Annotated in this window: 29 protein-coding genes and 1 tRNA gene; 29 read left to right on the top strand and 1 reads right to left on the bottom strand. The window is 51.0% G+C overall.

The genetic code is table 11. From position 1 onward, the window contains the following. Position 1: 1 nt before the first annotated feature. The 5 genes from HPY81_04905 to HPY81_04885 all read left to right on the top strand — a co-directional run bounded on the left by HPY81_04905 (position 2) and on the right by HPY81_04885 (position 3309). Positions 2-982, top strand: a complete 981-nt coding sequence (locus tag HPY81_04905) for a branched-chain amino acid ABC transporter permease (GenBank protein NPV26795.1) — start codon at positions 2-4, stop codon at positions 980-982. Further along, positions 960-1727, top strand: a complete 768-nt coding sequence (locus HPY81_04900) for an ABC transporter ATP-binding protein (GenBank protein ID NPV26794.1) — start codon at positions 960-962, stop codon at positions 1725-1727. Before HPY81_04905 ends, HPY81_04900 begins: the two co-directional genes overlap by 23 nt. Beyond that, positions 1728-2432 (top strand): ABC transporter ATP-binding protein, encoded by a 705-nt coding sequence (locus tag HPY81_04895; GenBank protein ID NPV26793.1) that lies wholly within the window; start codon positions 1728-1730, stop codon positions 2430-2432. It begins immediately after the preceding gene. A gap of 45 nt (positions 2433-2477) precedes the next feature. Then, positions 2478-3122: a CBS domain-containing protein gene (locus HPY81_04890; GenBank protein ID NPV26792.1), complete on the top strand. Its 645-nt coding sequence runs from the start codon at positions 2478-2480 to the stop codon at positions 3120-3122. An 89-nt stretch (positions 3123-3211) separates the two neighbouring features. Further along, positions 3212-3309: transfer RNA gene (locus tag HPY81_04885), tRNA-Sec, on the top strand. 122 nt (positions 3310-3431) lie between these two features. Here HPY81_04885 and HPY81_04880 read toward each other — a convergent pair. Beyond that, positions 3432-3641, bottom strand: coding sequence for a DUF378 domain-containing protein (locus tag HPY81_04880; GenBank protein ID NPV26791.1), 210 nt, complete (start codon positions 3639-3641; stop codon positions 3432-3434). 160 nt (positions 3642-3801) lie between these two features. On the opposite strand from HPY81_04880, the gene HPY81_04875 reads away from it, so the two are divergent. The 24 genes from HPY81_04875 (at position 3802) to ssb (ending at position 22328) form a co-directional block, all read left to right on the top strand. Next, positions 3802-4020 (top strand): hypothetical protein, encoded by a 219-nt coding sequence (locus HPY81_04875; GenBank protein ID NPV26790.1) that lies wholly within the window; start codon positions 3802-3804, stop codon positions 4018-4020. Positions 4021-4099: 79 nt separating this feature from the next. Then, positions 4100-4420 (top strand): hypothetical protein, encoded by a 321-nt coding sequence (locus HPY81_04870; GenBank protein ID NPV26789.1) that lies wholly within the window; start codon positions 4100-4102, stop codon positions 4418-4420. Between the two features lie 12 nt (positions 4421-4432). Then, on the top strand, positions 4433-5278 hold the full coding sequence (locus tag HPY81_04865) for a GGDEF domain-containing protein (protein NPV26788.1): 846 nt from the start codon (positions 4433-4435) through the stop codon (positions 5276-5278). 183 nt (positions 5279-5461) lie between these two features. Continuing rightward, a complete protein-coding gene (locus HPY81_04860) occupies positions 5462-5899 on the top strand; it encodes a prepilin-type N-terminal cleavage/methylation domain-containing protein (protein NPV26787.1) in 438 nt (145 codons plus the stop codon). A 4-nt stretch (positions 5900-5903) separates the two neighbouring features. Then, on the top strand, positions 5904-7436 hold the full coding sequence (locus HPY81_04855; protein ID NPV26786.1) for a prepilin-type N-terminal cleavage/methylation domain-containing protein: 1533 nt from the start codon (positions 5904-5906) through the stop codon (positions 7434-7436). Further along, positions 7417-8004, top strand: coding sequence for a hypothetical protein (locus HPY81_04850; protein NPV26785.1), 588 nt, complete (start codon positions 7417-7419; stop codon positions 8002-8004). The genes HPY81_04855 and HPY81_04850 overlap by 20 nt, the downstream gene beginning before the upstream one ends. 34 nt (positions 8005-8038) lie before the next feature. Continuing rightward, positions 8039-9013: a TIGR01212 family radical SAM protein gene (locus tag HPY81_04845; GenBank protein NPV26784.1), complete on the top strand. Its 975-nt coding sequence runs from the start codon at positions 8039-8041 to the stop codon at positions 9011-9013. Between the two features lie 92 nt (positions 9014-9105). Continuing rightward, positions 9106-9432, top strand: a complete 327-nt coding sequence (locus tag HPY81_04840; protein ID NPV26783.1) for a hypothetical protein — start codon at positions 9106-9108, stop codon at positions 9430-9432. Between the two features lie 279 nt (positions 9433-9711). Beyond that, positions 9712-10182, top strand: a complete 471-nt coding sequence (locus tag HPY81_04835) for a hypothetical protein (protein ID NPV26782.1) — start codon at positions 9712-9714, stop codon at positions 10180-10182. Between the two features lies 1 nt (position 10183). Beyond that, on the top strand, positions 10184-10831 hold the full coding sequence (locus HPY81_04830; protein ID NPV26781.1) for an accessory gene regulator B family protein: 648 nt from the start codon (positions 10184-10186) through the stop codon (positions 10829-10831). A 15-nt stretch (positions 10832-10846) separates the two neighbouring features. After that, positions 10847-10981 (top strand): cyclic lactone autoinducer peptide, encoded by a 135-nt coding sequence (locus tag HPY81_04825; protein NPV26780.1) that lies wholly within the window; start codon positions 10847-10849, stop codon positions 10979-10981. Positions 10982-11053: 72 nt separating this feature from the next. Beyond that, entirely contained in the window at positions 11054-12592 is a 1539-nt protein-coding gene (locus HPY81_04820; protein NPV26779.1) for a diguanylate cyclase, read from the top strand. Then, positions 12589-12774, top strand: coding sequence for a hypothetical protein (locus tag HPY81_04815; protein ID NPV26778.1), 186 nt, complete (start codon positions 12589-12591; stop codon positions 12772-12774). The genes HPY81_04820 and HPY81_04815 overlap by 4 nt, the downstream gene beginning before the upstream one ends. After that, positions 12771-14453, top strand: coding sequence for an AarF/ABC1/UbiB kinase family protein (locus HPY81_04810; GenBank protein ID NPV26777.1), 1683 nt, complete (start codon positions 12771-12773; stop codon positions 14451-14453). Before HPY81_04815 ends, HPY81_04810 begins: the two co-directional genes overlap by 4 nt. 354 nt (positions 14454-14807) lie before the next feature. Then, complete coding sequence (locus tag HPY81_04805) at positions 14808-15143, top strand: hypothetical protein (protein NPV26776.1); 336 nt, start codon at positions 14808-14810, stop codon at positions 15141-15143. 66 nt (positions 15144-15209) lie between these two features. Continuing rightward, positions 15210-15959 carry a CvpA family protein gene (locus tag HPY81_04800; protein NPV26775.1) on the top strand — a complete coding sequence of 250 codons (750 nt, stop codon included), beginning with the start codon at positions 15210-15212 and terminating at the stop codon, positions 15957-15959. Positions 15960-16070: 111 nt separating this feature from the next. Next, a complete protein-coding gene (locus HPY81_04795; protein NPV26774.1) occupies positions 16071-17507 on the top strand; it encodes an aminopeptidase in 1437 nt (478 codons plus the stop codon). A 139-nt stretch (positions 17508-17646) separates the two neighbouring features. Then, the gene (gene selD, locus HPY81_04790; GenBank protein ID NPV26773.1) at positions 17647-18669 is read left to right on the top strand and encodes a selenide, water dikinase SelD; all 1023 of its coding nucleotides are present in this window, start codon (positions 17647-17649) and stop codon (positions 18667-18669) included. Position 18670: 1 nt separating this feature from the next. Further along, entirely contained in the window at positions 18671-19249 is a 579-nt protein-coding gene (gene yedF / locus HPY81_04785) for a sulfurtransferase-like selenium metabolism protein YedF (protein ID NPV26772.1), read from the top strand. Positions 19250-19280: 31 nt separating this feature from the next. Continuing rightward, complete coding sequence (locus HPY81_04780; protein NPV26771.1) at positions 19281-20225, top strand: HEAT repeat domain-containing protein; 945 nt, start codon at positions 19281-19283, stop codon at positions 20223-20225. A 117-nt stretch (positions 20226-20342) separates the two neighbouring features. Beyond that, positions 20343-21197, top strand: a complete 855-nt coding sequence (locus HPY81_04775; protein NPV26770.1) for a mechanosensitive ion channel family protein — start codon at positions 20343-20345, stop codon at positions 21195-21197. A gap of 47 nt (positions 21198-21244) precedes the next feature. Next, a complete protein-coding gene (locus tag HPY81_04770; GenBank protein NPV26769.1) occupies positions 21245-21457 on the top strand; it encodes a DUF951 domain-containing protein in 213 nt (70 codons plus the stop codon). A 158-nt stretch (positions 21458-21615) separates the two neighbouring features. Then, on the top strand, positions 21616-21903 hold the full coding sequence (locus HPY81_04765) for a 30S ribosomal protein S6 (protein ID NPV26768.1): 288 nt from the start codon (positions 21616-21618) through the stop codon (positions 21901-21903). A gap of 20 nt (positions 21904-21923) precedes the next feature. After that, positions 21924-22328 (top strand): single-stranded DNA-binding protein, encoded by a 405-nt coding sequence (ssb, locus tag HPY81_04760; protein NPV26767.1) that lies wholly within the window; start codon positions 21924-21926, stop codon positions 22326-22328.

Genomic DNA, 22328 nt, shown 5'->3' with positions numbered 1-22328 from the left:
AATGGTGGGAAAGGAAGCCCAAGTGAAATCGAACCTGAAGGGGATTATCTACCGGATCCTGGCCGTGGTCGCCCTATTTGTGGTTGGACAGGTTGCCCTCGAGGGGGGACTGATCGATTCTTTCTACCAGATTAATATTTTTCTGATAGGAATTAACATCATCCTGGCGGTTAGCCTGAACCTGATCAACGGTTATACCGGCCAGTTTTCCATCGGTCACGCCGGTTTTATGGCCGTGGGTGCCTATGTGGCGACGGTTTTAACCATGAAACTCGGGTACCCATTCGCGGTGGCCTTATTAGTGGGGTCGCTTTCCGCCGGGCTGGCGGGCTTTCTGATTGGTTTACCCACCTTACGCCTGCGGGGCGACTACTTAGCTATTGCCACGCTTGGTTTCGGGGAAATTATTCGAGTATTGCTCTTAAACATTGAATATGTAGGCGGGGCAGCCGGTATTATTGGTATTCCGCGGCAGACCAACTGGGCCTGGTTGTACTTTTCTTGTGTGCTTACGATCGTTGTCATTACCAACTTGATCAACTCCAGCCACGGTCGAGCCTTTATTTCCATTCGCGAAGACGAGATTGCGGCTGAAACCATGGGGATCAATACCACTCGGTACAAGGTTATGGCTTTCTCCATCGGGGCGTTTTTTGCCGGACTGGCGGGCGGTTTGTATGCCCATTACTTTTTCCTGATCCAACCGTCAACGTTTTCTTTCCTGAAATCGTTTGATATCCTGGTGATGGTGGTACTGGGAGGGTTAGGGAGCACGACAGGCTCGATCCTGGCCGCGATCGTTCTGACCCTGGTTTCAGCGGCCCTGGCCAGTTTCGCCGAAATTCGCATGGTCTTGTATGCGATAGTTTTAATCATCTTAATGCTGTATCGGCCGCAGGGCATGATGGGTAACAAAGAACTCAGCTTGTCAATGTTGCGGTTGAAACGGGGTGATCGGCGTGACACTGCTGTCGGTGAGTAAACTGTCGAAATCCTTCGGGGGCTTGAACGCGTTGGCGAACGTCAATATCGAGATGATGGCAGGAGAACTGGTTGGTTTAATCGGGCCAAATGGAGCAGGGAAAACGACGGTCTTTAATCTATTAACCGGCGTGTATACACCGACACAAGGGACAATTGTCTTTAACGGCCAGAATCTGGTCGGCTTGAAGCCGTATCAGATCACCCAGCGGGGAATCGCCCGGACGTTCCAGAACATTCGGCTGTTCAACCACCTGTCTGTCCTGGATAACGTGCGCATCGCCTACCACACGCACGCCCGCTACGGAGTGGCCAGCGCGATTTTACGCTTGCCGTCGTACCAGCGGGGTGAAGAGGAGATCCGGCAAAAAGCCCTGGAGTTCTTGAGGGTTTTTGGTCTGGATACCAAACAGGAGGAGATCGCTAAAAATCTGCCTTACGGCGAGCAGCGGCGCCTGGAAATCGCCCGGGCTCTGGCGGCCCAGCCGAAGCTCCTGCTGCTGGATGAGCCAGCGGCTGGAATGAACCCGCAGGAAACTCAGGAATTGATGCAGTTGATCAAGTGGATCAGGGATAAATTTGGCCTCAGCATACTGTTGATCGAGCACGATATGTCCCTGGTGATGGGAGTTTGTGAGCGGATCTACGTCCTTGACTACGGGATGATCATTGCCCACGGGACGCCAGATGAAATCAAGCGCAATCCGAAGGTTATCGAGGCCTATCTGGGAGAGGAGGTCAGCTAAATGCTAAGGGTGGAAAACATTCATGTTTACTACGGAGCAATTCACGCCTTGAAAGGCATTTCCCTCGCGGTTCCCGAGAAGGCCATTGTTACTTTGATTGGGGCCAATGGTGCGGGTAAGAGTACCACTTTAAAAACGATTTCCGGGCTTTTACGCCCACGGAGTGGACGTATCCTTTTTGAGAATAAACCGATCGAAGGGTTGCCAGCACCAGAAATTGTGAAGATTGGTATTTCCCAGGTTCCCGAAGGCCGGCGAGTGTTCGCCAATATGAGCGTGTATGAAAACCTGGAGCTGGGCGCGTATTTGCGGAAGGACAAAGCCGGGATCCTGGCTGATATGGAAAAGGTCTTTGGCCGCTTTCCGCGCTTGCGAGAACGACGGAACCAGTTGGCGGGTACGCTCAGTGGAGGAGAACAACAGATGCTGGCCATCGGACGCGCCCTGATGTCGAAGCCTCGCCTGATGCTTCTGGATGAACCTTCGATGGGATTGGCGCCCCTGCTGGTGAAGGAGATTTTTGAAATTATTAAAGAAATCAATGCCGCGGGGACAACCATTTTACTGGTCGAGCAGAACGCACATATGGCTCTATCCATTGCCCATTACGCATATGTATTAGAGACTGGTAAAATCGTTCTGGAAGGTAACGCCAAAGAATTGGCGGAGAGCGAAGAAATCAAAAAAGCCTACCTCGGCGGGTAATCTTCAGGCTATCCACAAAAGAGATCGAGTAGGAGGGAACAGATTATGTTTGTTAAGAACCGGATGACGCCTAATCCGATCACGGTCAACAAGAAAACAACCATTGCGGAAGCCCTGGAAATAATGCGAGAGAATAAAATTCGTCGACTGCCGGTTATGGACCGGGGAAAACTGGTAGGGATTGTTACCGACCGGGACCTCAGTGAAGTATCACCTTCGCCGGCTACCAGTCTGAGTGTTTTTGAGATTAACTATCTGCTGGCCAAAACCCGGATCGGCGATATCCTACCCAAAAACCAAACTGTCTATACCGTAAGTCCTGATGCCTATCTGGAAGAGGCGGCCCTGTTGATGCGGGAACACGAGATCGGTGGTGTTCCTGTGGTGGACAACGGCCAATTGGTTGGGATCATCACGGAAACAAATATTTTTGATGCTTTCATCGACATCATGGGCTTGCGACAGGAAGGGACCAGGATTCACCTGGGGGTTGAGGATCGCCCCGGGGTGTTGGCTGATGTAACCCAGGTCATCAAAAATTTTGGCGGCAATATTACTCACATAGTTTCTTATACCGACCCGGATGGGGTCGTCAACCTGGTCATTCGTTTGAACAAAGGCGATTCAGACTGCATCGTAGCCGAACTGAAGAAGCAAGGCTACCATGTGCTGTCGGTGGCCAGAACCTGATCGCCTGAAGGTACAATCATTCCAGGTTTACCCGAGTTGCTAAGCCGTCTGAGGCGTGTTATAATAAAGCAGTATCAAGGCATCTTTCTGGGGGTGGATTGGGCCTGGTGGCTCGCCTGGACTTCAAATCCAGTTGTGCGGCAGCGATCCTGTCGCAGGTGGGTTCGATTCCCACACACTCCCGCCAGAATTGATTATCATTAATAACTTTAATAACTTTATGCGGGAAAAACCCGGTTGGAAGAGTGGCTAGAAGTCAATCTTCCCCCGGGTTTTTGGCTTTCCCAACGTGCCTAATTGTTTTGTAAACTAACTCTTAACCTTTACCCTGTCCTTAAGCAGAAAAGTAATTGCATAGGCACCCGCCAGGCCGACCAGAGTATAAATTGTGCGACTGACAACCGCGGACTGCCCGCCGAAAAGCGCTGCGACCAGGTCATATTGGAATAGACCGATAAGACCCCAATTTAGTGCTCCAATAATGACAAGGACGAGCGCAATCTTGTCAAGGGTTGACATATTTTTCCCTCCTTTCCTGAAGTAATCAATAACTAGTATGCGCAGGGTTTAAGAATTTATACGGAAACAAAATTCAAAGAGACAGTTATCCGGGTTGCAGGAATACGATAATAAATGTTGAATTAAGTCAATATTATGCAAAAGCGGCGAGGGCGTTTGCATGAAACGAGCGGTTATATACCGAATTCATGAAGACATCGTTGAAATTTGTGGGGACGATGTTGGGATTTTGGCCCGAATCTGGCTACCCGAAGGGGCAAAGCCGGGAGATGTTATTCTGTTTTCTGAAAACGGCATATTGCTGGAAAAAAAGCCCTCACTTAAGCCATCATGTGATTTGAACTACCCAGGCATGTCTGATGATCTCGATGGCGGGTGAGGTATTTTTATTTTACAAAGCCTATTGCAATAATGAACGTTTTTTAGGAGATGAGTTTGTGAAAAACGACGCGAAAAGTATGACTGTTCAGATGGTCGTGTCAGAATTTGAGATTCCACCGATGCGCGAAATCCTAGTCTTAGGCAAAAGGTCACCGTTTGGCCCGGAAGCTGCCCAGAGAATGGCCGAAGCGATCGCGCCTGAACAGTATGAGGTTGTTCGGGTTCAGCATGCGATGATAGAAGCGCTGGTTATTCGTAAAAAACTGTATAAGATGCTCGATAAAGCAAAACTAATCGACATAGTTTTAGCAGAAGTTGGACCAATCGCTGCGGAGAACAGCATCCTCCGGGTAGATATGAAAGTGGTCTTGACCATTTCGAAAATGATTACAGATTAGCGAGGAGTTTTTATGGAAGTCGTCAGGAATATAATGAACACATCGCTGGTCACGGTGGATAGTTTTAGCAGCCTGGAGCGAGCCGGCGGGCTGATGAACCAGCAGTTGGTTGGCAGTGTTCTGGTGGTTGATGAGGGAGAACTGGTAGGTATCGTCACCTCCCGGGATATCCGTAATCACCACCATAACCGACTGGTCTGTGATGTTATGACCAGGGAGGTCAAAAGCATTCCGGCGAGCGCTGATATCATCGAAGCTATTGAAGTAATGCAGGCGCTGGGGGTGGAACGCCTACCGGTAATAGATGATGGAAAACTGGTCGGAATTATCACCATGAAAGATTTATTAAGGCACTATGGAATTTTGAATGATCCGTTAACCGGCCTACCCTGGGGAACCTTGTTGCGGGTAATGGCGGCTAGGTTGTTGGATCAGGGCAAAGAAATTGTCATTCTGTTTGCTGACCTTGATGATTTTGGGAAAGTGAACAAGCAATATGGACACGTCTGGGGTGACAAGGCGCTGGTCGGAGTTGCCCGTTTGATTAAACAACTGAGTGAAAAAAATATTGATCTGGCCTGTCGGTATGCGGGGGACGAATTTATTATTTTAAGCGAACGGGATTTAAGCGGGGCAGAAAAACTAGCGCAAGACATCATCTCTGGAATAAAAAGTATCGAACTGGAATTTCAAATTTCCCTGTCAATCGGAATATCGGGGGGCCGAAGAAGGTCGGTTCGAGAAGAAACGCCGACCAGTGTAGTGGTGGACGACCTGATTAACCTGGCAAGCCGGGCTTCTACCCGGGCCAAACACAAACCTAAAAAGTATCTGATCGCAACCAAAAGTGAAAAATAAGCGGAGCAATTCCGAGCAGTAAAGAGCGGAGTTGCCCTTTGTTTTTTCAGAGCATAATTTAGCGATTCAAACTTAATTTATCAGCCAAGCAGGAATAGATTGAAAATTTGTAGAAAATTTGCGTGAATGAAGATGAAAATGAAATAGGAACGTCTTTGAGAAGACGTAAATTCTGAGGAGACTATGAAAACATTGACGAGGTTGCGAAAAAACGACGGCTTTACGCTGATTGAAGCCATGGTGGCCAGCGCCATCTTAGTCGTGGCTCTGCTTGGTTTCCTGGAGATGATTGAAGTCGGGTACAATACCAGTATGCTGCACAAGCAAAAAACTACCGCGCTGGTGCTGGCGGAAGAGAAAATGGAGGAGATTAAGGCCCTCAATCCTCGACGCCTGGATGATTGGCGGGGCCTCGTTCTGACCGATACAGTTTACCGCAATGGGGTGACATATTCGCGCCGGGTGACGTATCTGGACCGGGCCGGTCAACCGGCTGAACAGTTTATAACCATTGACGGGAGCCAGGCGTTTTACCTGTATGATGTCAGCGTTACGGTTAACTGGGAATACCGGGAGATAACCGAACAGGTTGAACTTAGAACTTTGATCACAGGTAGGTGAGCCGGTGAAGTACTTCAGGCAGTTGCGGAATAACCGGGGCTTCACGTTGGTTGAGGTCATCATCGCTGTTTTTATCATTGGCCTGATCATCCCGGCCCTTATTGACGTTCTGGCGGTTAGTCAGAAGACGATTAACCAGTCGTCGCTTGATATGGATTTTCGTCAGTCTGCTCGTGCTGTTCTATTTACCATGGTCCGGGACATCCAGCAGGCCAAGGTAGTGCAATTTATCACTCCCCAATCGCTCGGTCTGACTGGCCCAAATAACGAAGTAATTACGTATACCTATCAAGCAACCGCGCAAAAATTGATGAGGACGGAAAACGGCTTGGAAAAACAGCTGGCCGAATCGGTTACTGACTGTACCTTAACCAGTGACAACGGGACCATCTTGATTCGGCTTTCTTTTGCCCAGCGGGGGCAAACTTTTGATCTGGTGGCCCGGGCCTTTCCCCGAGTAAATCAAAGCATTCTTCCTTTCCCCCGCATTATTGCGGCCAATCCCAATCTCTTGCCGGTGGGGTATTCGCCGGTGGTGATCGAAATCATGGCGGAGAACACGCATTTTGTGAACAGGGAAAGCCGGGTACAGATTGGCCCGTTTTGGCTTGCGGATGTTCAGGTCCTCAGCCCGACTCTGCTCAGGGGAACGCTGCCGGCTGGACTGGGCGAAGGTACATATGACGTGATTGTGGAGACAAACGAAGAGATCGCCATTTTGCCGGATGGATTCCAGGTTACGCCCAGGCCGACCATCCAGTCGGTTACGCCAAACTCCGTATTGGTGGGGTATACTCCCACGTTAATCACCATTATTGGTGCAAATACTCATTTTGCCCAAGGGGTGACGACAGCCCAGATCGGTGCCCAAACTTTAACAAATGTGCAGGTAACCACACCAACTGCCCTCAGCGGCATCCTCCCTTCTGGATTGGCCGAAGGGACGTATGACGTGGTGGTGAAGACGGGCGGCGAGGAGGCTGCGCTGACTCAGGGGTTCAGAGTCGTCAACACCCTGCCGCCGGCTTGGCCGCACGTACCGTTCCCAGGAGGGGATTGGCACCTCGAGCCAGGGGGCCATTATCAAATCCTCAATGACCATCAATTATTCCACGACGGACTTGGGTCAGATAAACCGCCATACTATCTTCCCTTCTGGGGCGCGGATTTTATTTATCAGTGCACGATTACCTTCAAAGGCACTCCACAAGTGGGCAAAACGCAGGAGGCGGGGCTTGTCTTCTTCTTTGACGGTGACTACAGAGGCAATAGTTATAACGCCATGTACTTTGGCATTGAACTTTTTACCCGCACTTTTAAGTACGGGCCCTGGGATAACCCGACTGCCTTTACTTTCTCTGGGAACAACTTTCAGCTTGATACTCCCTACACCCTGAAGGTGATCTCCAACCAGCGGAATATTCAACTGTACATCAACGGTCAACTGGTACAATCAGAAACTCTGCCGGCGACTCAATCGGGCTACCTGGGGGTCTGGTCAGACACCCAAAAATGCGATGTCTATTTTGATTTTTAGCGGGAGAATGGTTATGCGCCTTTTGGGGAAGAAATTTATCAATGGCCAACATGGCTCAGCGTACATCCTGGCGGTGATCGGCTTGGCGATCATCATGATCGGCGGATTCGGCTTAATGGATCGCCTGTTGAACGAGATTCGGGCGGTCAAACAGGTAGATGTTACTTACCAGGAACGTTACCTGGCGGAAGCCGGGATTGAAAAGGCCATTTATGAATTGAAGAAGAGCATTCAAAACAATGGGGAAAAACTACCTGATCTTCAGATGTATCCTTTGCCCAATTTACTGCCGCCGGCATTGCCGACCGGGGTTCTAGGTCATGGGACGTACACGGTGACCAGACTAACGCTGACTAAGACCGAACCAACTCCCCCGGTGGACCCTTTTCCCCAGTATTTGACGCTCTGGGTATCAATCACCAGCACGGGGAAAATTGATCCCAATGGGGCGGGGTGCACGATTAGCTGTGACCTGAAGGCCACCTTTATTCCGAAACTGGTGCCGAATTCACCAGTGACGATCGTGATCACCAGGTGGGATACCAAAAGTACTCTGGCTGGCCAGTAAAGGGCTCACCCCGTGATGCTAAAGGAGAAGAAGTATGGAGAAACGGTCAGCCCAGCAGCCGCTTTTTTGGGATGGCAAACGATACCACAGTCTTAATTATCACTTGCGCCACCAGTTTGGGGAAAAAGTCTTCAAAGTACCACTTGATGCCGGCTTGACCTGCCCCAACCGGGATGGAACAGTCGGGACGGGGGGCTGTGTTTTTTGTAGTGCCCGTGGTGCCGGTGATTTTGCCGGCGACCGCTCCCTCGACTTGATTACCCAGTTTCGTACTGTCCGCGACCGAATGCATAAGAAGTGGCCAAAAGCGAAATACCTGGCCTATTTTCAGGCTTTCACCAATACCTATGCGCCGGTGGATACCCTGAGAGGGATGTATGAGTTGGTGCTCCAGGAGGAGGGGGTGGTAGGGCTGTCTATTGCTACGCGGCCCGATTGCCTCCCCACAGAGGTGCTGGACCTGCTCTCCGAGCTAAACGAACGCACTTATCTGTGGGTTGAGCTGGGACTCCAGACCATTCACGAGCGGACCCGCCGGGAGATCAACATCGGCAGTACCTACGCCGGCTTTCTTGAGGCGGTGGAACGTCTGGCGGAACGCCACCTGCGCACCTGCATCCACATCATTCTGGGTCTGCCGGGAGAAACTGAAGCGGAGATGCTGGCCACCGGCCGGGCGGTGGCCAATCTGCCCATCCAGGGCGTAAAAATCCATCTGCTTCACCTGATGCGGGGGACGCACCTGGCTCGCCAGTATGAGAACCGCCCATTTCCCTTTCTGGACCAGGACACCTATGTCAAACTGGTGGTGGATATCCTCGAGATTCTGCCACCAGCAGTCGTAATCCACCGGTTAACGGGAGACAGCCCCCGGGAACTGATCCTGGGCCCAATGTGGAGCTTGAAGAAGTGGGAAGTGCTGAACGCCATTGATGCTGAGCTGGAACGACGCAATACCTGGCAGGGGCGATGGTGGGTAAAAATGGGGGAACATTATAAAAATTCCTAAATTATAACTGACAGAAAAGGATTCTTTCGGTGACCGTCGAAATAGTCGAGATATAGGTTGAAAAACCGCAATTAGACGGAGGCTACAGATTAATGGGACCAAAACTTACTCTGACACATCTGTTGCTGCAAGGTATCCCGGAAACAATGGGAACCACGGCGGTTGCCCTAGCCTTTGCGAACCTCCCGTTAAATTGGTGGATAATTATCGCGGTTGGAGTAATCCAGGGACTCACGGCCTATTTAATCCGGCTGCTTCCGATCCCATTTGGTTTTCACACCATTTTATTAATGATTACCTTGCCGGTTTTCCTAAAAGTAGCCACGCGGCAACCATTTAGTTCAGTCTTGGTCAGAGCCAGTGTGATTGCTATGCTTGTGTTGGTAGTAGGGAGAGCTTTGTTCTTTAGCCTCTGTTGAAGGCGCTAAATTTTTCGGTGGAAGAAGCCAGTGCCAATACGGCGTTATGGATTATATCCGGGTGGCCGCAAGTGGTAGTTTTATTCGGGATTGCCTGGTTTAAGGATCGCCAGCGGAAAAAGGTAGATACAGTTGGGCTTTGAGAATGTTTTCCTTCCTGGAGCGAGCATAAGAAAAAATCAAATAATTATTACCATCAGAAGAGGATTATTCCTGTGATCGTCGAAATATTGGGAAATATAGGGGCTAAAACCCAATTTAGCGGAGGAGATATTATTTATGGCACCCAAGATGACACTTATCCATTTGTTGCTGCAGGGGATCCCGGAAACAATGGGGATAACGGCGGTGGCCCTGGCCTTCGCAAACCTCCAGCTGAATTGGCGGATAATAATCGCGGTTGGAGTAATCGAGGGGCTCACGATTTATTTAATCCGGCTGCTGCCGATCCCGTTTGGTTTCCACACCATTTTATTAATGATTACCTTGCCTGTTTTTATAAAAGTAGCCACCAGGCAACCATTTAGTTCAGTCTTAATCAGAGCCGGCGCGATTGCTGTGGTAATAATGGCAGCAGTGGAGCTTCTCGTTATTTGGCCGCTGTTTAAATTACTAAATCTTTCGGTGGAAGAAGCCAATGCCAATACGGCGCTCTGGATTATCACCGGGTGGCCGCAAGTAGTGGTTTTGTTTGGAGTAGCCTGGCTTAAAGACCGCCACCGGCGAAAATGCCAGTCTGTTGGCCTTTAGAATGACTGAAAGAGGGGTGACACCGTTGAGTCTGAATCCGGGAGAACAGTTAAGTGAATATTTGCGCAAGGAAATGAAAGTTACGGCGGAGACCATAGAAATTGTCCGGTACGGGCTGGAGGTGTTTCTCTCGACTCTGGGAGGTATACTAGCGATATTGGTGATCGGGGCAATTTTCCGGGTGGTGCCGGAAGCCCTGGCGGCGGTGGTGGCTGTGGCCGCGCTGCGGGTCTTTGCGGGTGGGGCACACTGTTCCACGGCGGTCCGCTGTGCCCTGGTCAGCGGTCTGGTCTTTCCGGGGATTGGTCTATTGTCTCGCTGTATATTTTCTTTTCTCCTACCACATATGGAAGTATTCCTGGGTGGGGTTTTTTTAGTGGGTTTGATGTCGGCCTATTTTTTGGCACCAGTGGATTCTCCCGAGAAGCCGATCCGGACGGCGCAGCACCGGCGGAGGCTCCGTCGCCTGGCCATGGTGACAGTGTTGGTTCTGGTCAGTGCAATTTATGTCCTTTTTCAGACCACACCAAACGCCAGCACCCTGATTGTTGCGGCCGGATTTGGTCTGCTCTGGGAATGCTTTGTTTTGACCAGTATGGGACATAAGCTAATCGCTTTTATAGATAAGGGATTAGCGCATTTTTGTTGAGGGGAGGTGAGAAGAATGAAGAAGATCAAGTACCTGCTCTTGACCGGCTTGGTGACCGTATTGTCGATCCTGGCAACTGTCAGCGCTGCTTCTGCATGTGGTTTTATACACTATCAACCAAAACTTCCGACATCGCTACAAAAATATTAAGAAAAACGGGGTGGATGAAATGCATCCACCCTAAAATCACTTTACGCTCATTATTTTTGGGATGGGAAGAGAATGAACAAGTGGGAAATCAAGCGACAGGAAAAACTGCGGGAATTTATTACAGTTAGCTTTATGATGATGGCACTTATTGTGGCCCTGGCTATCCTAGGCTGGTTGTATAAAGAATTTGCCGATCTATCGTCGATTCCATATGCGTTTGTCATTACATTAGCAATAGTTGGGGCTTTAACCGTATTCTTAGGCTACTTTGGCCATAAGATCTTAGGTCAGGCTATTCTGGTGGATCGACCCAATCGGCTTACCTACCTCACTGGCATGATTTTGTTGGGCCTGATTGCGATAATTGTCTTAAAGACAGGCGGGGCGGCCAGTCGAGCTAAAGTCCTGTTTTTCCTGCCAATCATTATCTTCGCCGGACAGCACGGGCGGAGATTCGGTTTGGGGCTGACCTCAATTATCGCCATCTTCCTGGTGAGTTTAGATCTTGTTGGGTTTTACGGTGTTTATCCCAACCGGGAACTGGAAGTCGATCTTGTCAATCTGTCCATTATGTTTCTTCTTTCCTGGTTGCTGGGCGGGTTGGCCAATATCGAAAAAGAGGTGCGCCAGGAGCTGTCCTTGCTGGCCAGCCAGGATGACCTGACTGAACTGGACAATCACCGCAGTTTTCAAGAAAAACTTGATGTGGAAATCCAACGGGCCAGGGAGCAGCGGAGCTCTGTTGGCCTGATTATGCTTGATATCGATTATTTTAAGTTTTATAACGATACCTTTGGACATCAGCAGGGGGACGAGGTCCTCAAGCAGATGGGAGGGCTACTGAAGATGGAGGTTCCCGAGCCGGGTTTTGCCGCTCGGTACGGGGGTGAAGAGTTTGCCATTGTCCTGCCAGGGGCAACCCGGGAAGTAGCCTTGGAGATAGCCGAGCATATTCGCCAGCGGATCGAGCGGTTTCCTTTCTACGGGGCCAGCCTTCAGCCACAGGGACGGCTGACGGCCTCGTTGGGTGTAGCCTTATTCCCTTTCCAGGCGAAGAACAAAGAAGAACTGATCCGCTTGGCGGATCAAGCCCTATATCGCGCCAAGTACGCCAGCAAGAACAAGGTTGAGTTGTATTTCTCGGTGCTGGATGAACTGCGGGACGAAGTTGATGAATCCGAGCAAAACCTTCTGACCTCAATTCGGACGTTGATCAGTGTGATCAACGCCAAAGACCGGTACACCTATGGCCATTCGGAACGGACAGTTATTTACGCGACAGAACTGGCCCAGGCCCTGGGGTGGACGGCGGAAAAAATCAATCATTTAAAGTACGGCGCGTTTCTCCACGATATCGGAAAAATCGAAATCGGACGGGATATTTTAAACAAACCTGGCGTCCTCACCGAAGAGGAGTGGGCGATCCTGAAGCAGCATCCCGTCTGGGGAGCGGAAATTATTCGTCCGATCTCCTCGCTGCAGACCCTTGATCCCATCATTCGCTATCATCACGAGAATTTTGACGGGACGGGTTACCCGGAAGGCTTAAAAGGTCAGGAAATTCCACTTGCAGCCGCATCCTGCGGGTCGCAGACAGCTTTGATGCGATGACGACCCAGCGCGTCTACCGACCGGCGATGTCCTGCTGGGAGGCGATTGAAGAAATTAAGCGAGGTTCAGGCAGCTGTTTTGATCCCGAATTAGTGGAAGTTTTTGTTAAGCTCGTCGAAAAATACAATTGGGGAAGCACTGAATCGTTGGAAATATTTAGCCCGGAAAGGAAGAAACAATGAGCGTCAATCAGCACGTGAGCAGCCTCGGCCGATCCTGGGTGGTATTTAAGCTATTGTTCCGGCTCCTGGTGGACTACTGGTGGTATAACCTCAAGGGAAAATTTCTTCCCCATCAGCGATCGCCGCGTCAGCGTTCACTTTTTTATCGTCAGATAGCGGTTCGCTTTCGGGAAGCGGCGGTTACGCTGGGGGGACTGCTCGTTAAACTGGGGCAGTTTTTCAGTACCCGGGTTGATTTACTGCCACGAGAGTTTATCGAAGAACTGGCGAAACTCCAGGATGAAGTGCCGGCTGTTGCTTATCCGGTCATTAAAGCCGCGGTCGAATCTGACTTGGGGCAACCGCTGGAAATCCTCTTCACTGATTTTGAGGAGACGGCAGTGGCTTCAGCTTCGCTCGGGCAGGTTCATCGGGCCACTCTGCCAACCGGCGAACTGGTGGCGGTCAAGGTACGCAGACCGCGGATCGAATTCCTGATAGCCAGTGATTTGCGGTCAATCAAGTGGTTTATCGTCTTGCTGCGGATGCTGACTGATTGGGCGAAAAACTTTGACCTGGAGGCCTTGTACGATGAATTTACTCAGACGATTACTAATGAACTAGACTACATTAAAGAAGGGCACAATGCAGAACGAATCAACGCTAGTTTTGGCCCTGATGCTGGTGTGGTTATTCCCCGGGTATACTGGTCACACACTACGGCCCGGGTTTTAACCATGGAATATATTCAGGGTATGAAAGTAACCGATTATGCTGCCCTCGTTGCGGCTGAGATTGACCGGGAAGCGGTTGCCCGCCAGTTGATCGCGGTGTATTTAAAGCAGATCCTTGAGCATGGTTTCTATCACGCCGATCCTCATCCCGGAAATATTTTCGTTTTACCGAGTGGCCACCTGGCCTTTGTTGACTTCGGGATGGTGGGCAGTGTCACCGAAAACATGAAAAAGAATCTGGGCCAGTTGGTCAGGGGATTGGCTCTGCGTGACAACTGGATGATGATCAAAGCCATGAGGAACTTGGGGTTTCTGCGCCCCCACGCGGACATGGATGTTCTAGCCAAAGGGATTGAACTGATTGTGGATAATTTCTTCAGCCGGTCCAGTGAGGGTGAGTATGACTATGTTGGGCTAGCCGAAGAATTCCGCGAGTTTATCTACTCTGAGCCTTTTCAGATTCCCGCCAAATATATGTTCCTGGGTCGGGCGGCTGGGACTTTGTACGGGCTCTGCATTGGCTTAAACCCGAAGATCAATTTTGTTGAAGAACTGAAACCTTTTCTCAATTATCTGTCTGGTGATCGGTCTACTAAAGGGCTGAGCGGCTTCATTTGGGAGCAGGTACAGGATTTTGCCACCGCTTCGGTTGGACTCCCCCGTCTGTGGCAGCGGGTTCTGCACAAATTGGAAAACGGCGATGTGCGCGTGAAAGTTAGCCGTGGCTCACTCACCCAGGCGATTGAAAACCACTCCAGGGCGCTTGACCGGTTGTCTTTGAGTATTATTTTTGCTGCTTTTCTAATCGTTTCAATTTTACTTTATCTTCATCAACTGATGGATGAGGCAAAACTTGCTTTTGGGATAACTGGACTGGTGGGACTGTTTTTACTGCGGGCGGGACGTCGGGCCAGGCGCTGGCGTGCCCCGCATTCCATGTTGGAGGACCTGACAAGAGACCGGTGAGGTCCGGCACATTATGGAGAAAAAAAATAAGGGGTCATCTCAGCTAACCCCTGGTTGAAAGTGGGTTCAAACGTGGGTGCTATTTCGGGCCTCCATTTTTTTGACATTTTTTCAGGTCGCGATTAACAAGGAAACGGTGGACATCATTGCGAAATTCCCAGGTTACCGGATCCGTGTGGCAAAAGTCTTTGGCGTGACAGACCTCGCAATTCATTTACCAGCACCTCCATTCGCTGTTAGTATGTCCATAAAATGTATAACTATACATTTTTTTCTTAGAACTTGTCCATGGTCTAATCATGGTTGGCCAGTGCGTATAAATAAGGGAATACTTTCCCGAAGGAGAGAAAAAGCGTGGTTGGACGGAGGGATTATTATTATCGCGTGGTGTCCGAATTGACGGGATTGCTGTCGTCGCTGGTTGGTTCTTACCGTTATTTAGTGGCAGCAGCTGATGAACTTAACCGGATCACCCTGGCGCATAAAGATGATGTGGAAGACGCCATCGACCGGGCGGATGATCTGGGTGATATTGTTTCCTGTCTGATTAAGGAACTGGAACGCCAGGTTAACAATTATCTGCGGGAAATCAAGGAACAGTATCCAGGTGAACTTAATGAATGTGTGCACCATGGTGGCACAGATACTCGCCAAGGCATATCAAGAGAAACAGACCAGATGGATGAGTAGGAGAAGGATTTCCCCGGCTATGTGTCAAATTCATTTTTTGAACAATTGAGGCAACGGGGGGATAATGTGAATTGGGTTGATGCGGTGATCCTGGCGCTCCTGACTCTGGGGGCAATCGAAGGCTACCGGCGTGGCTTAGCGAAATCCCTACTTGGAATCATCAGCTATTTGGCTGCCCTGGCGGTGGCTCTTATCTATTATCAGCGCGCGGCTGAATTCCTGGATAAACAATTCCATCTGACGGCTAAAATCGCCGGCTTCTTGCTTAATTACTTACGCCTGCCATCACCGGTATATTCAATAAAACTGGCTCCTTCACCAGTAGACCAAATGCTGAATGTTCTCCGAGATTTGCCGCTCCCCGCTGTTTATCAGGAGTTGCTGCGCCAGCAGATGGGGACAATGTTTTTACAACCTGCCGGGCTGGCTGCTTCTATCGCTGAGGCCATTGCACAAATGATCGCTTCTTCCATTGTCAGGGGGGTGGCTTTTTTGTTGCTGGTATTTGTGGTGGCTCGCGGTTTTCAACTCATCTGTGGGGTGGTAGGCCTGGTTTTTTATGGTAGGTCACATGGGGGATTGGATCGCCTGCTGGGAGCTGGGCTGGGAGTTTTGTCTAAAGGCGTCACCCTTTCCCTGGTCCTCGGACTGGTTGCTCCCTTCTTTTCTTTCATGTCGCTTGGCCAGCTGGTCGGCCAACCGGCGTGTGTCGCTCTAAGCGAAGCGATCAATCATTCTGTTCTGGCGCCATACTTTATCGAGTGGTTTGCCCGGGGTAATCTCTACTTACATCAGTTCTTCCCCGGCACCGGCTAAAGACTTGGCAAATTCTTGATTTGGTGCTAAAATGTATAAGTGTTATGGAAAATAATACTGCTGGATAAACTAACCTCCGAAGGAAGACCAAAGATGGGGAGGAGTGTTATTATGGATAAGCAAACACCAAAAGGCAAGATACTGGAAGAACAGTTGGGCCGTAAACGCAAATGTGCCTGGGAAGCCGTGGAAGGACAGGCGACCGAGACTGTGTTCCAGTTTGCCGAGGATTATAAAGAATTTCTTGACCGGGCGAAAACCGAGCGGGAAACGGTCAGAGAGATTATCTGCTTAGCCAGAGAAAACGGGTTTTTACCCTTTGAAGAATATCGAGCCGGGCAGCAACCTTTGATGCCCGGGACCAAGCTGATCGTGGAACAGCGGGAAAAGGCGGTCGCTCTGGTGGTGATAGGTACCGAGCCCATTACCCAGGGCTTTCGCCTGGTGGGTTCCCACCTGGATTCCCCGCGTTTAGACCTGAAGCCGGAACCCTTGTATGAGGACGAAGGACTGGCGCTTTTCAAAACGCACTATTACGGAGGAATTAAGAAATACCAGTGGACATCATTACCTTTGGCTCTACATGGCGTGGTGTACAAAAGAGATGGTAGTAAGTGTGAAATTGTCATTGGCGAAAACCCGACTGACCCAGTGTTCCTGATCAGTGATCTGCTGCCGCACCTGGCCAAGGACCAGATGCAGAAAAAGATGTCTGAGGGAATAGAAGGGGAAACTTTAAATCTCGTCGTTGGCAATATACCCGTCACTGATGATGACGTGAAGGAGAAGGTAAAACTGGCGATCCTGGCGACCCTGCACAGGAATTATGGCCTGGTAGAAGAAGACTTCATCAGTGCCGAACTGGAAGCTGTTCCCGCGGGTAAGCCCCGGGATGTGGGTTTTGATCGGGGGCTGATTGCCGCCTACGGGCAGGATGACCGGATCTGCGTTTTTGCTTCCCTGAAGGCAATTCTGGAATTAGGCCAACCCCGTCAGACGGCGATTGCTCTGTTTATGGACAAAGAGGAAATTGGCAGTGTCGGTAAAAGCGGGATGCAATCGCGATTTTTCGAAAACCTGATCGCCGAGTTGGTCTACTCGACCATCCAGTCCGACCAGAGTATTTGGGTCCGCCGAGCTTTAAGCAGCAGTCAGGCTATTTCGGCAGATGTCAACGCTGGCCTCGATCCGAACTTCGAGGGAGTGTACGACAAACGGAATGCAGCACGGATTGGTTACGGGGTGGTTCTAACCAAGTATACCGGGAGTGGGGGCAAAGCCAACTCGAATGAAGCTGATGCCGCGTATGTCAATGAAATACGCCGCTTGTTTAATCGCCATGGCGTGGTTTGGCAGACAGGAGAACTCGGGAAGATTGACCAGGGGGGTGGCGGGACGATTGCCGCCTTTATTGGCAACTACGGCCTGGATGTAATTGACTGTGGGCCGGCCTTATTAGGGATGCATGCACCGTGGGAATTGGCCAGTAAAATTGACCTGTACATGACTTACCGGGCTTACGCATCCTTCTGGACGCCGGATAAATAACCAGACAAACCCCGGGCCGTTGGACGCGGCACAACCCGTAGTAAGCCGCGAGCGCCAACGAGCAAGAGGGGAATGACCATGAAACACTTGTATTATTACGGAGGTGAGGGAGTTGTCCAAACAGATTCGCTTAACTCAGATGGTCCAGGCTTCCGGGTGAGCAGCGAAAATAGGTCCGGGGACCTTAGCGACGATTCTGGGGGGATTACCTAAATTCACTCACCCTGACCTCCTGGTTGGCTGCGATGTACCGGATGATGCCGGTGTTTTTCGCTTGCGGGAAGACCTGGCTCTCATCCAGACAGTTGATTTTTTCACGCCGGTGGTTGATGATCCTTATACCTTTGGGAGGATTGCCGCGGTTAACGCCCTGAGCGATATCTATGCCATGGGCGGGGAACCGATTACGGCCATGAATCTGGTGGCGTTTCCTTCGTGCTCTTTAGACCTGCAGATCCTGTCGGCTATCCTTACCGGTGGAGCAGATGCGATCCGGGAAGCCGGCGCGGTCCTCCTGGGCGGGCATACCGTTGAAGATAATGAACCCAAGTATGGACTGGCGGTAACGGGTGTGGTTCATCCCGGGCAGGTGGTGACCAACCACGGGGCGCGACCCCATGATGTGCTGGTACTCACCAAACCGATTGGTGTGGGAGTGCTGGTCGCGGCGGCGAAAGGTGAGGCCATAGATGCGGAAGGCTTTGCGCCGGCTGTTAAACTCATGTCAACTTCCAACCGGGTAGCGGCCGTGGCGATGAAAAAGGTTGGCGTAAATGCCTGTACGGATATCACCGGCTTTGGATTACTTGGACATGCGTATGAAATGGCGGCTGGGAGCGGCTGGGCTTTGGAAATTGACCTGTCCAGTGTGCCTGTTCTGCCGGAAGCCAGAGGGTTAGCCAGTTTTGGCTTGGTGCCGGCGGGGACCTACGCTAACGCCAGGTATCTGGCGGATAAGGTAATCTTCACCGGTGAGATCAGTGAAGTTGACCGGGATATCTTGTTTGATCCGCAGACTTCGGGTGGATTGTTGATCGCTGTACCAGCCGACCGGGCGGATGACTTGTTGGTGGCCTTACGTGGGGCTGGTATTAGCGAAGCGCAAATGATCGGTCGCGTCCTTGATGAACCCGCTAAAGTAGTTAAGGTAAGGGGGAACTAAAATGATCAATCAGGTGGATGCTCGTGGGTTGGCCTGCCCACAGCCAGTAATTATGACGAAAAAAGCGCTGGAAGAGATCGCCGAGGGCCTGGTTGTCACGATTGTTGACAATGAGGTTGCCCGCGACAACGTGATTAAGCTGGCCCAAAACCTGGCTTACGGGGTTGATGTTGAACAGCGCGACCAGGACTATTACATTCGCATCAGTAAAGGGCAGACGTACACCACCCAACTGCTGCAGACCGAAGATATTGTGCTGGTGATCACCGGCAATACCCTGGGTAAAGGGGACGACGAACTGGGAGCCGTATTAATGAAGAGCCTGATCTATACACTCACCGAGAGCGACGTCCTTTACAAGACGATTATTTTCTTAAATAGCGGAGTTAAACTTACTTGTGCCGGTTCCCCAGTGCTCGAGCACTTGATGGCCCTGGAGAAAGCGGGGACCGAAATTTTATCGTGCGGCACATGTTTGGATTTCTTTAACCTGAAGGATAAGCTATGCGTGGGATCAGTTACCAACATGTACACCATTACCGAACATCTGACCAAAGCCCAAAAGGTAATTAATTTCTAGCTTAGGGTTTACCCAGAGGGGTGTGAATTGGGTGGAGTACACCTGGTGGATAATTTTATCGGCATTGGTTCTGAGCGGGATACCAGTACTGTTTATTTTAATTAGAAGAGTCGGTGGGTATTATAATCCGAGTGCCGGTCCGATGGAGCTCGTAGCCGAACTGGTGAATGCCCCAATTCCACTACCAGGGCGTTTAGTCAGGGAATTAGAGACGGCTGGCCCCATCAAGGTGGCCGGTTTAATTTGTCAGGGCGCGAGGGAATGGCCGGCGCCGGTCATCCAGGAATTAAGGGAGCTGGCGGAACGAAACGGCTATATCGCTGCGTGGGTATCTCAACTGAAGAGTCCGGTCCCGACCGAGCGGATCGCTGCAATTGAGGTGCTGACGCTCCTGCGGGTAGAATCAGCTGTGCCTTTGTTGGTTGACCTGTTATGCGATCGCGTGGAAGATGTGCGCTGGACGGCGGCTGCTGGCCTGGAATCCTTCCGCGATCCCAGCGTCATTAAACCCCTGATCGAATTATTGGCTGAGCCAGCCCGCACGACTCCCGCGCGAGTGGCGAATATCCTGGTTGCCATGGGCCAGATGGCCATCACACCCCTGCTTGAGGCCCTACCCGGGTTGTCGCCGGTCAGTCGTTCCCTGGTGGTCGAAATCCTGGGTCAGATGAAAAGCCCGCAGGTGGTACCCGGTCTAACGGCTGTCCTGGAAAGTCCCGATCCGGTCCTCCGGGCCAAAGCAGCCGAGGCCCTGGGGGAGAACGGAGATTTATTGGCTTTGGAACCCCTGTTGCGAGCCCTGCACGACCCGGTTGAAGCCGTGCGCGTGCGAGCTGCCCGTGCTTTAGGCCAGCTTGGTTCCCCACGAGCCGTGGAAGCCCTGACCAGGGCTCAGCAGGACCCCTCGTGGCGGGTCCAGTCAGGAGCAGCCGAGGCGCTGGCGGCCATCCAGAGATTTGGCGCAAGCAGCCGCTGAAGCGGCATAGTCTCAAGTCATCCGCAGCATCGCGGGAAAAGGGCAAGGCGATTTTGCTTGCACGTAAAATGATCATAAACGTGAAATGAGGTGGTCTTTATTCCCGTTTGGACCAGTATTACCGACGCTTATCGGGAGGTCTTCGAATATTTGCTGCTGATCAATGCCCTGGGCAAACCGGTGCGGATTATTTTGATTATCGCCCTGGCCTGGCTAGCCCTGCGGATTGGCGGTGTGGCCATTCAGCGGCTTTTGACCCAGCGAGAAGGCCGGGGGATCGCGATGCCTGAGCAGCGGGCGAAGACCCTGAGCGGACTTCTAAGCAGCCTGCTTCGCTACACTGTTTACTTTATCGCCGGGGTGACCATCCTGGATGAACTTACAGGCAAAATTTCGACGATCTTGGCCAGCGCTGGGATTGTCGGTCTGGCGATCAGTTTTGGTTCGCAAAGTTTGGTTAAAGACGTCATCACCGGTTTTTTTATTATATTTGAGAATCAATTCGCGGTGGGTGAATACATTCAGGCCGCCGGGGTAGAAGGAATTGTCGAAGAGATTGGCCTGCGGATGACCAAACTGCGCGATTTTAACGGAGAACTCCATTATGTGCCCAATGGAGAAATCGGGAAAGTGACTAACCACAGCCGGGGGACGAAACGGGCTTTAGTCGAAATCGGCGTGGCGTACGAAGAAGATCTTGACCGGGTCTTAAAAGTTATGGCCGATGTTTGCCAGCAAGCGGCCAGAGATCTGCCAGATATTGTTGAGGGCCCCGATGTTTTGGGCGTGGTCGCGCTGGGGGAGTCTGAGGTCACGATTAGAGTGGTAGCGATGACCCGACCCCTGGAAAAATGGAAAATCGAGCGCGAACTGCTTAAGCGGATTAAGTTGGCCTTTGACCAGGCCGGGATCGAAATTCCCTATCCACGGCGGATTGTCTTAAGTTCGGTACCGGCCAAGGCCAGAGATTAAGTGGCTGTAGTTAGCATAGATTGCGTGTTAAGGCGGGGTGAACCAAATTGCTCAAATTCTCTCTGGGTGATGTTGTACGGATGAAGAAGCCCCATCCCTGCGGGGGATACGAATGGGAAATTACCCGCCTGGGGATGGATTTCCGCATCAAATGTGTTAAATGCGGTCGCCAGGTGATGATCCCGCGGCCCAAATTCGAAAAAAGCGTTAAAGCCATTGTGCGTTCGGGGCTAGACAACACTAACCCCAGCGCGAATTGAATGAATAATTATTATTTCCATAACTTGTTTCCAACTATCGACTATGATATAATTATTAAGCGACTTGCACTGGCAGGATCACAAACTGGTCCGGTGCTTAACATCCCTGCTCCATCCAAGCGGTGGGGCCGCTAGGCCGTGGGGAGGAGGTGAAGATCATGCGGGCTTACGAAGTACTTTTTATCATCCGGCCTGACCTGGAAGAAGAAGCGATTGCCGCCGTGGTAGACAAGTTCACGACTTTGATTAACAACAACGGTGGTGAGGTGACCAATGTCAACAAGTGGGGCAAGCGGCGACTGGCCTACGAAGTTGAGGGTTTCCGCGAAGGCTATTATACTCTGATCAACTTTACCGGGGAACCCGCTACAGCTCAAGAACTCGAGCGGGTACTGAGAATAACTGATGAAACGATGAAGTACCTGATTACCCGGAAGGATGCTTAAGAAAACAGGGTGGTGTTTATATGCTGAACCGGATCGTTTTGATTGGTCGTTTAACGCGGGACCCGGAACTCCGTTACACTCCAAACGGGGTGGCGATTGCCACTTTTACCCTGGCGGTTGACCGGCCATTTACCAACCAGCAGGGGCAGAGGGAAACTGACTTTATTGACATAATTACCTGGCGCCAGCTGGCTGAACTCTGTGCTAATTATCTGTCAAAAGGGAAGCTGGCGGCGGTTGATGGAAGATTAGAAATCCGCCCCTATGACACCCCGGACGGCCAGAGACGAAGGATTGCCCGAGTTGTAGCCGAGAATGTCCGTTTCCTGAGCCCGAAGGAGACGGTAGGTTCATCTAACGAAGCAGCGAATCTGGGTAATATCGGTAGTGAGATCAGTTTTAATGATGATGATATCCCATTCTAA

Source organism: Bacillota bacterium, assembly GCA_013178045.1.
Classification (GTDB): Bacteria; Bacillota; Ch66; order Ch66; family Ch66; genus Ch66.
Note: the sequence above shows the minus strand (reverse complement) of the source record. Positions and strands in the feature narration are given on the sequence as shown.

What these genes read in the sequence shown, in the direction of transcription:
- HPY81_04905 (NPV26795.1), top strand. Translation starts at nt 2, where the DNA reads ATGGTGGGAAAGGAAGCCCAAGTGAAATCGAACCTGAAGGGGATTATC.
- HPY81_04895 (NPV26793.1), top strand. Translation starts at nt 1,728, where the DNA reads ATGCTAAGGGTGGAAAACATTCATGTTTACTACGGAGCAATTCACGCC.
- HPY81_04890 (NPV26792.1), top strand. Translation starts at nt 2,478, where the DNA reads ATGTTTGTTAAGAACCGGATGACGCCTAATCCGATCACGGTCAACAAG.
- HPY81_04880 (NPV26791.1), bottom strand. Translation starts at nt 3,641, where the DNA reads ATGTCAACCCTTGACAAGATTGCGCTCGTCCTTGTCATTATTGGAGCA.
- HPY81_04875 (NPV26790.1), top strand. Translation starts at nt 3,802, where the DNA reads ATGAAACGAGCGGTTATATACCGAATTCATGAAGACATCGTTGAAATT.
- HPY81_04870 (NPV26789.1), top strand. Translation starts at nt 4,100, where the DNA reads ATGACTGTTCAGATGGTCGTGTCAGAATTTGAGATTCCACCGATGCGC.
- HPY81_04865 (NPV26788.1), top strand. Translation starts at nt 4,433, where the DNA reads ATGGAAGTCGTCAGGAATATAATGAACACATCGCTGGTCACGGTGGAT.
- HPY81_04860 (NPV26787.1), top strand. Translation starts at nt 5,462, where the DNA reads ATGAAAACATTGACGAGGTTGCGAAAAAACGACGGCTTTACGCTGATT.
- HPY81_04850 (NPV26785.1), top strand. Translation starts at nt 7,417, where the DNA reads ATGTCTATTTTGATTTTTAGCGGGAGAATGGTTATGCGCCTTTTGGGG.
- HPY81_04845 (NPV26784.1), top strand. Translation starts at nt 8,039, where the DNA reads ATGGAGAAACGGTCAGCCCAGCAGCCGCTTTTTTGGGATGGCAAACGA.
- HPY81_04840 (NPV26783.1), top strand. Translation starts at nt 9,106, where the DNA reads ATGGGACCAAAACTTACTCTGACACATCTGTTGCTGCAAGGTATCCCG.
- HPY81_04835 (NPV26782.1), top strand. Translation starts at nt 9,712, where the DNA reads ATGGCACCCAAGATGACACTTATCCATTTGTTGCTGCAGGGGATCCCG.
- HPY81_04830 (NPV26781.1), top strand. Translation starts at nt 10,184, where the DNA reads ATGACTGAAAGAGGGGTGACACCGTTGAGTCTGAATCCGGGAGAACAG.
- HPY81_04825 (NPV26780.1), top strand. Translation starts at nt 10,847, where the DNA reads ATGAAGAAGATCAAGTACCTGCTCTTGACCGGCTTGGTGACCGTATTG.
- HPY81_04820 (NPV26779.1), top strand. Translation starts at nt 11,054, where the DNA reads ATGAACAAGTGGGAAATCAAGCGACAGGAAAAACTGCGGGAATTTATT.
- HPY81_04815 (NPV26778.1), top strand. Translation starts at nt 12,589, where the DNA reads ATGACGACCCAGCGCGTCTACCGACCGGCGATGTCCTGCTGGGAGGCG.
- HPY81_04810 (NPV26777.1), top strand. Translation starts at nt 12,771, where the DNA reads ATGAGCGTCAATCAGCACGTGAGCAGCCTCGGCCGATCCTGGGTGGTA.
- HPY81_04795 (NPV26774.1), top strand. Translation starts at nt 16,071, where the DNA reads ATGGATAAGCAAACACCAAAAGGCAAGATACTGGAAGAACAGTTGGGC.
- yedF (NPV26772.1), top strand. Translation starts at nt 18,671, where the DNA reads ATGATCAATCAGGTGGATGCTCGTGGGTTGGCCTGCCCACAGCCAGTA.
- HPY81_04765 (NPV26768.1), top strand. Translation starts at nt 21,616, where the DNA reads ATGCGGGCTTACGAAGTACTTTTTATCATCCGGCCTGACCTGGAAGAA.
- ssb (NPV26767.1), top strand. Translation starts at nt 21,924, where the DNA reads ATGCTGAACCGGATCGTTTTGATTGGTCGTTTAACGCGGGACCCGGAA.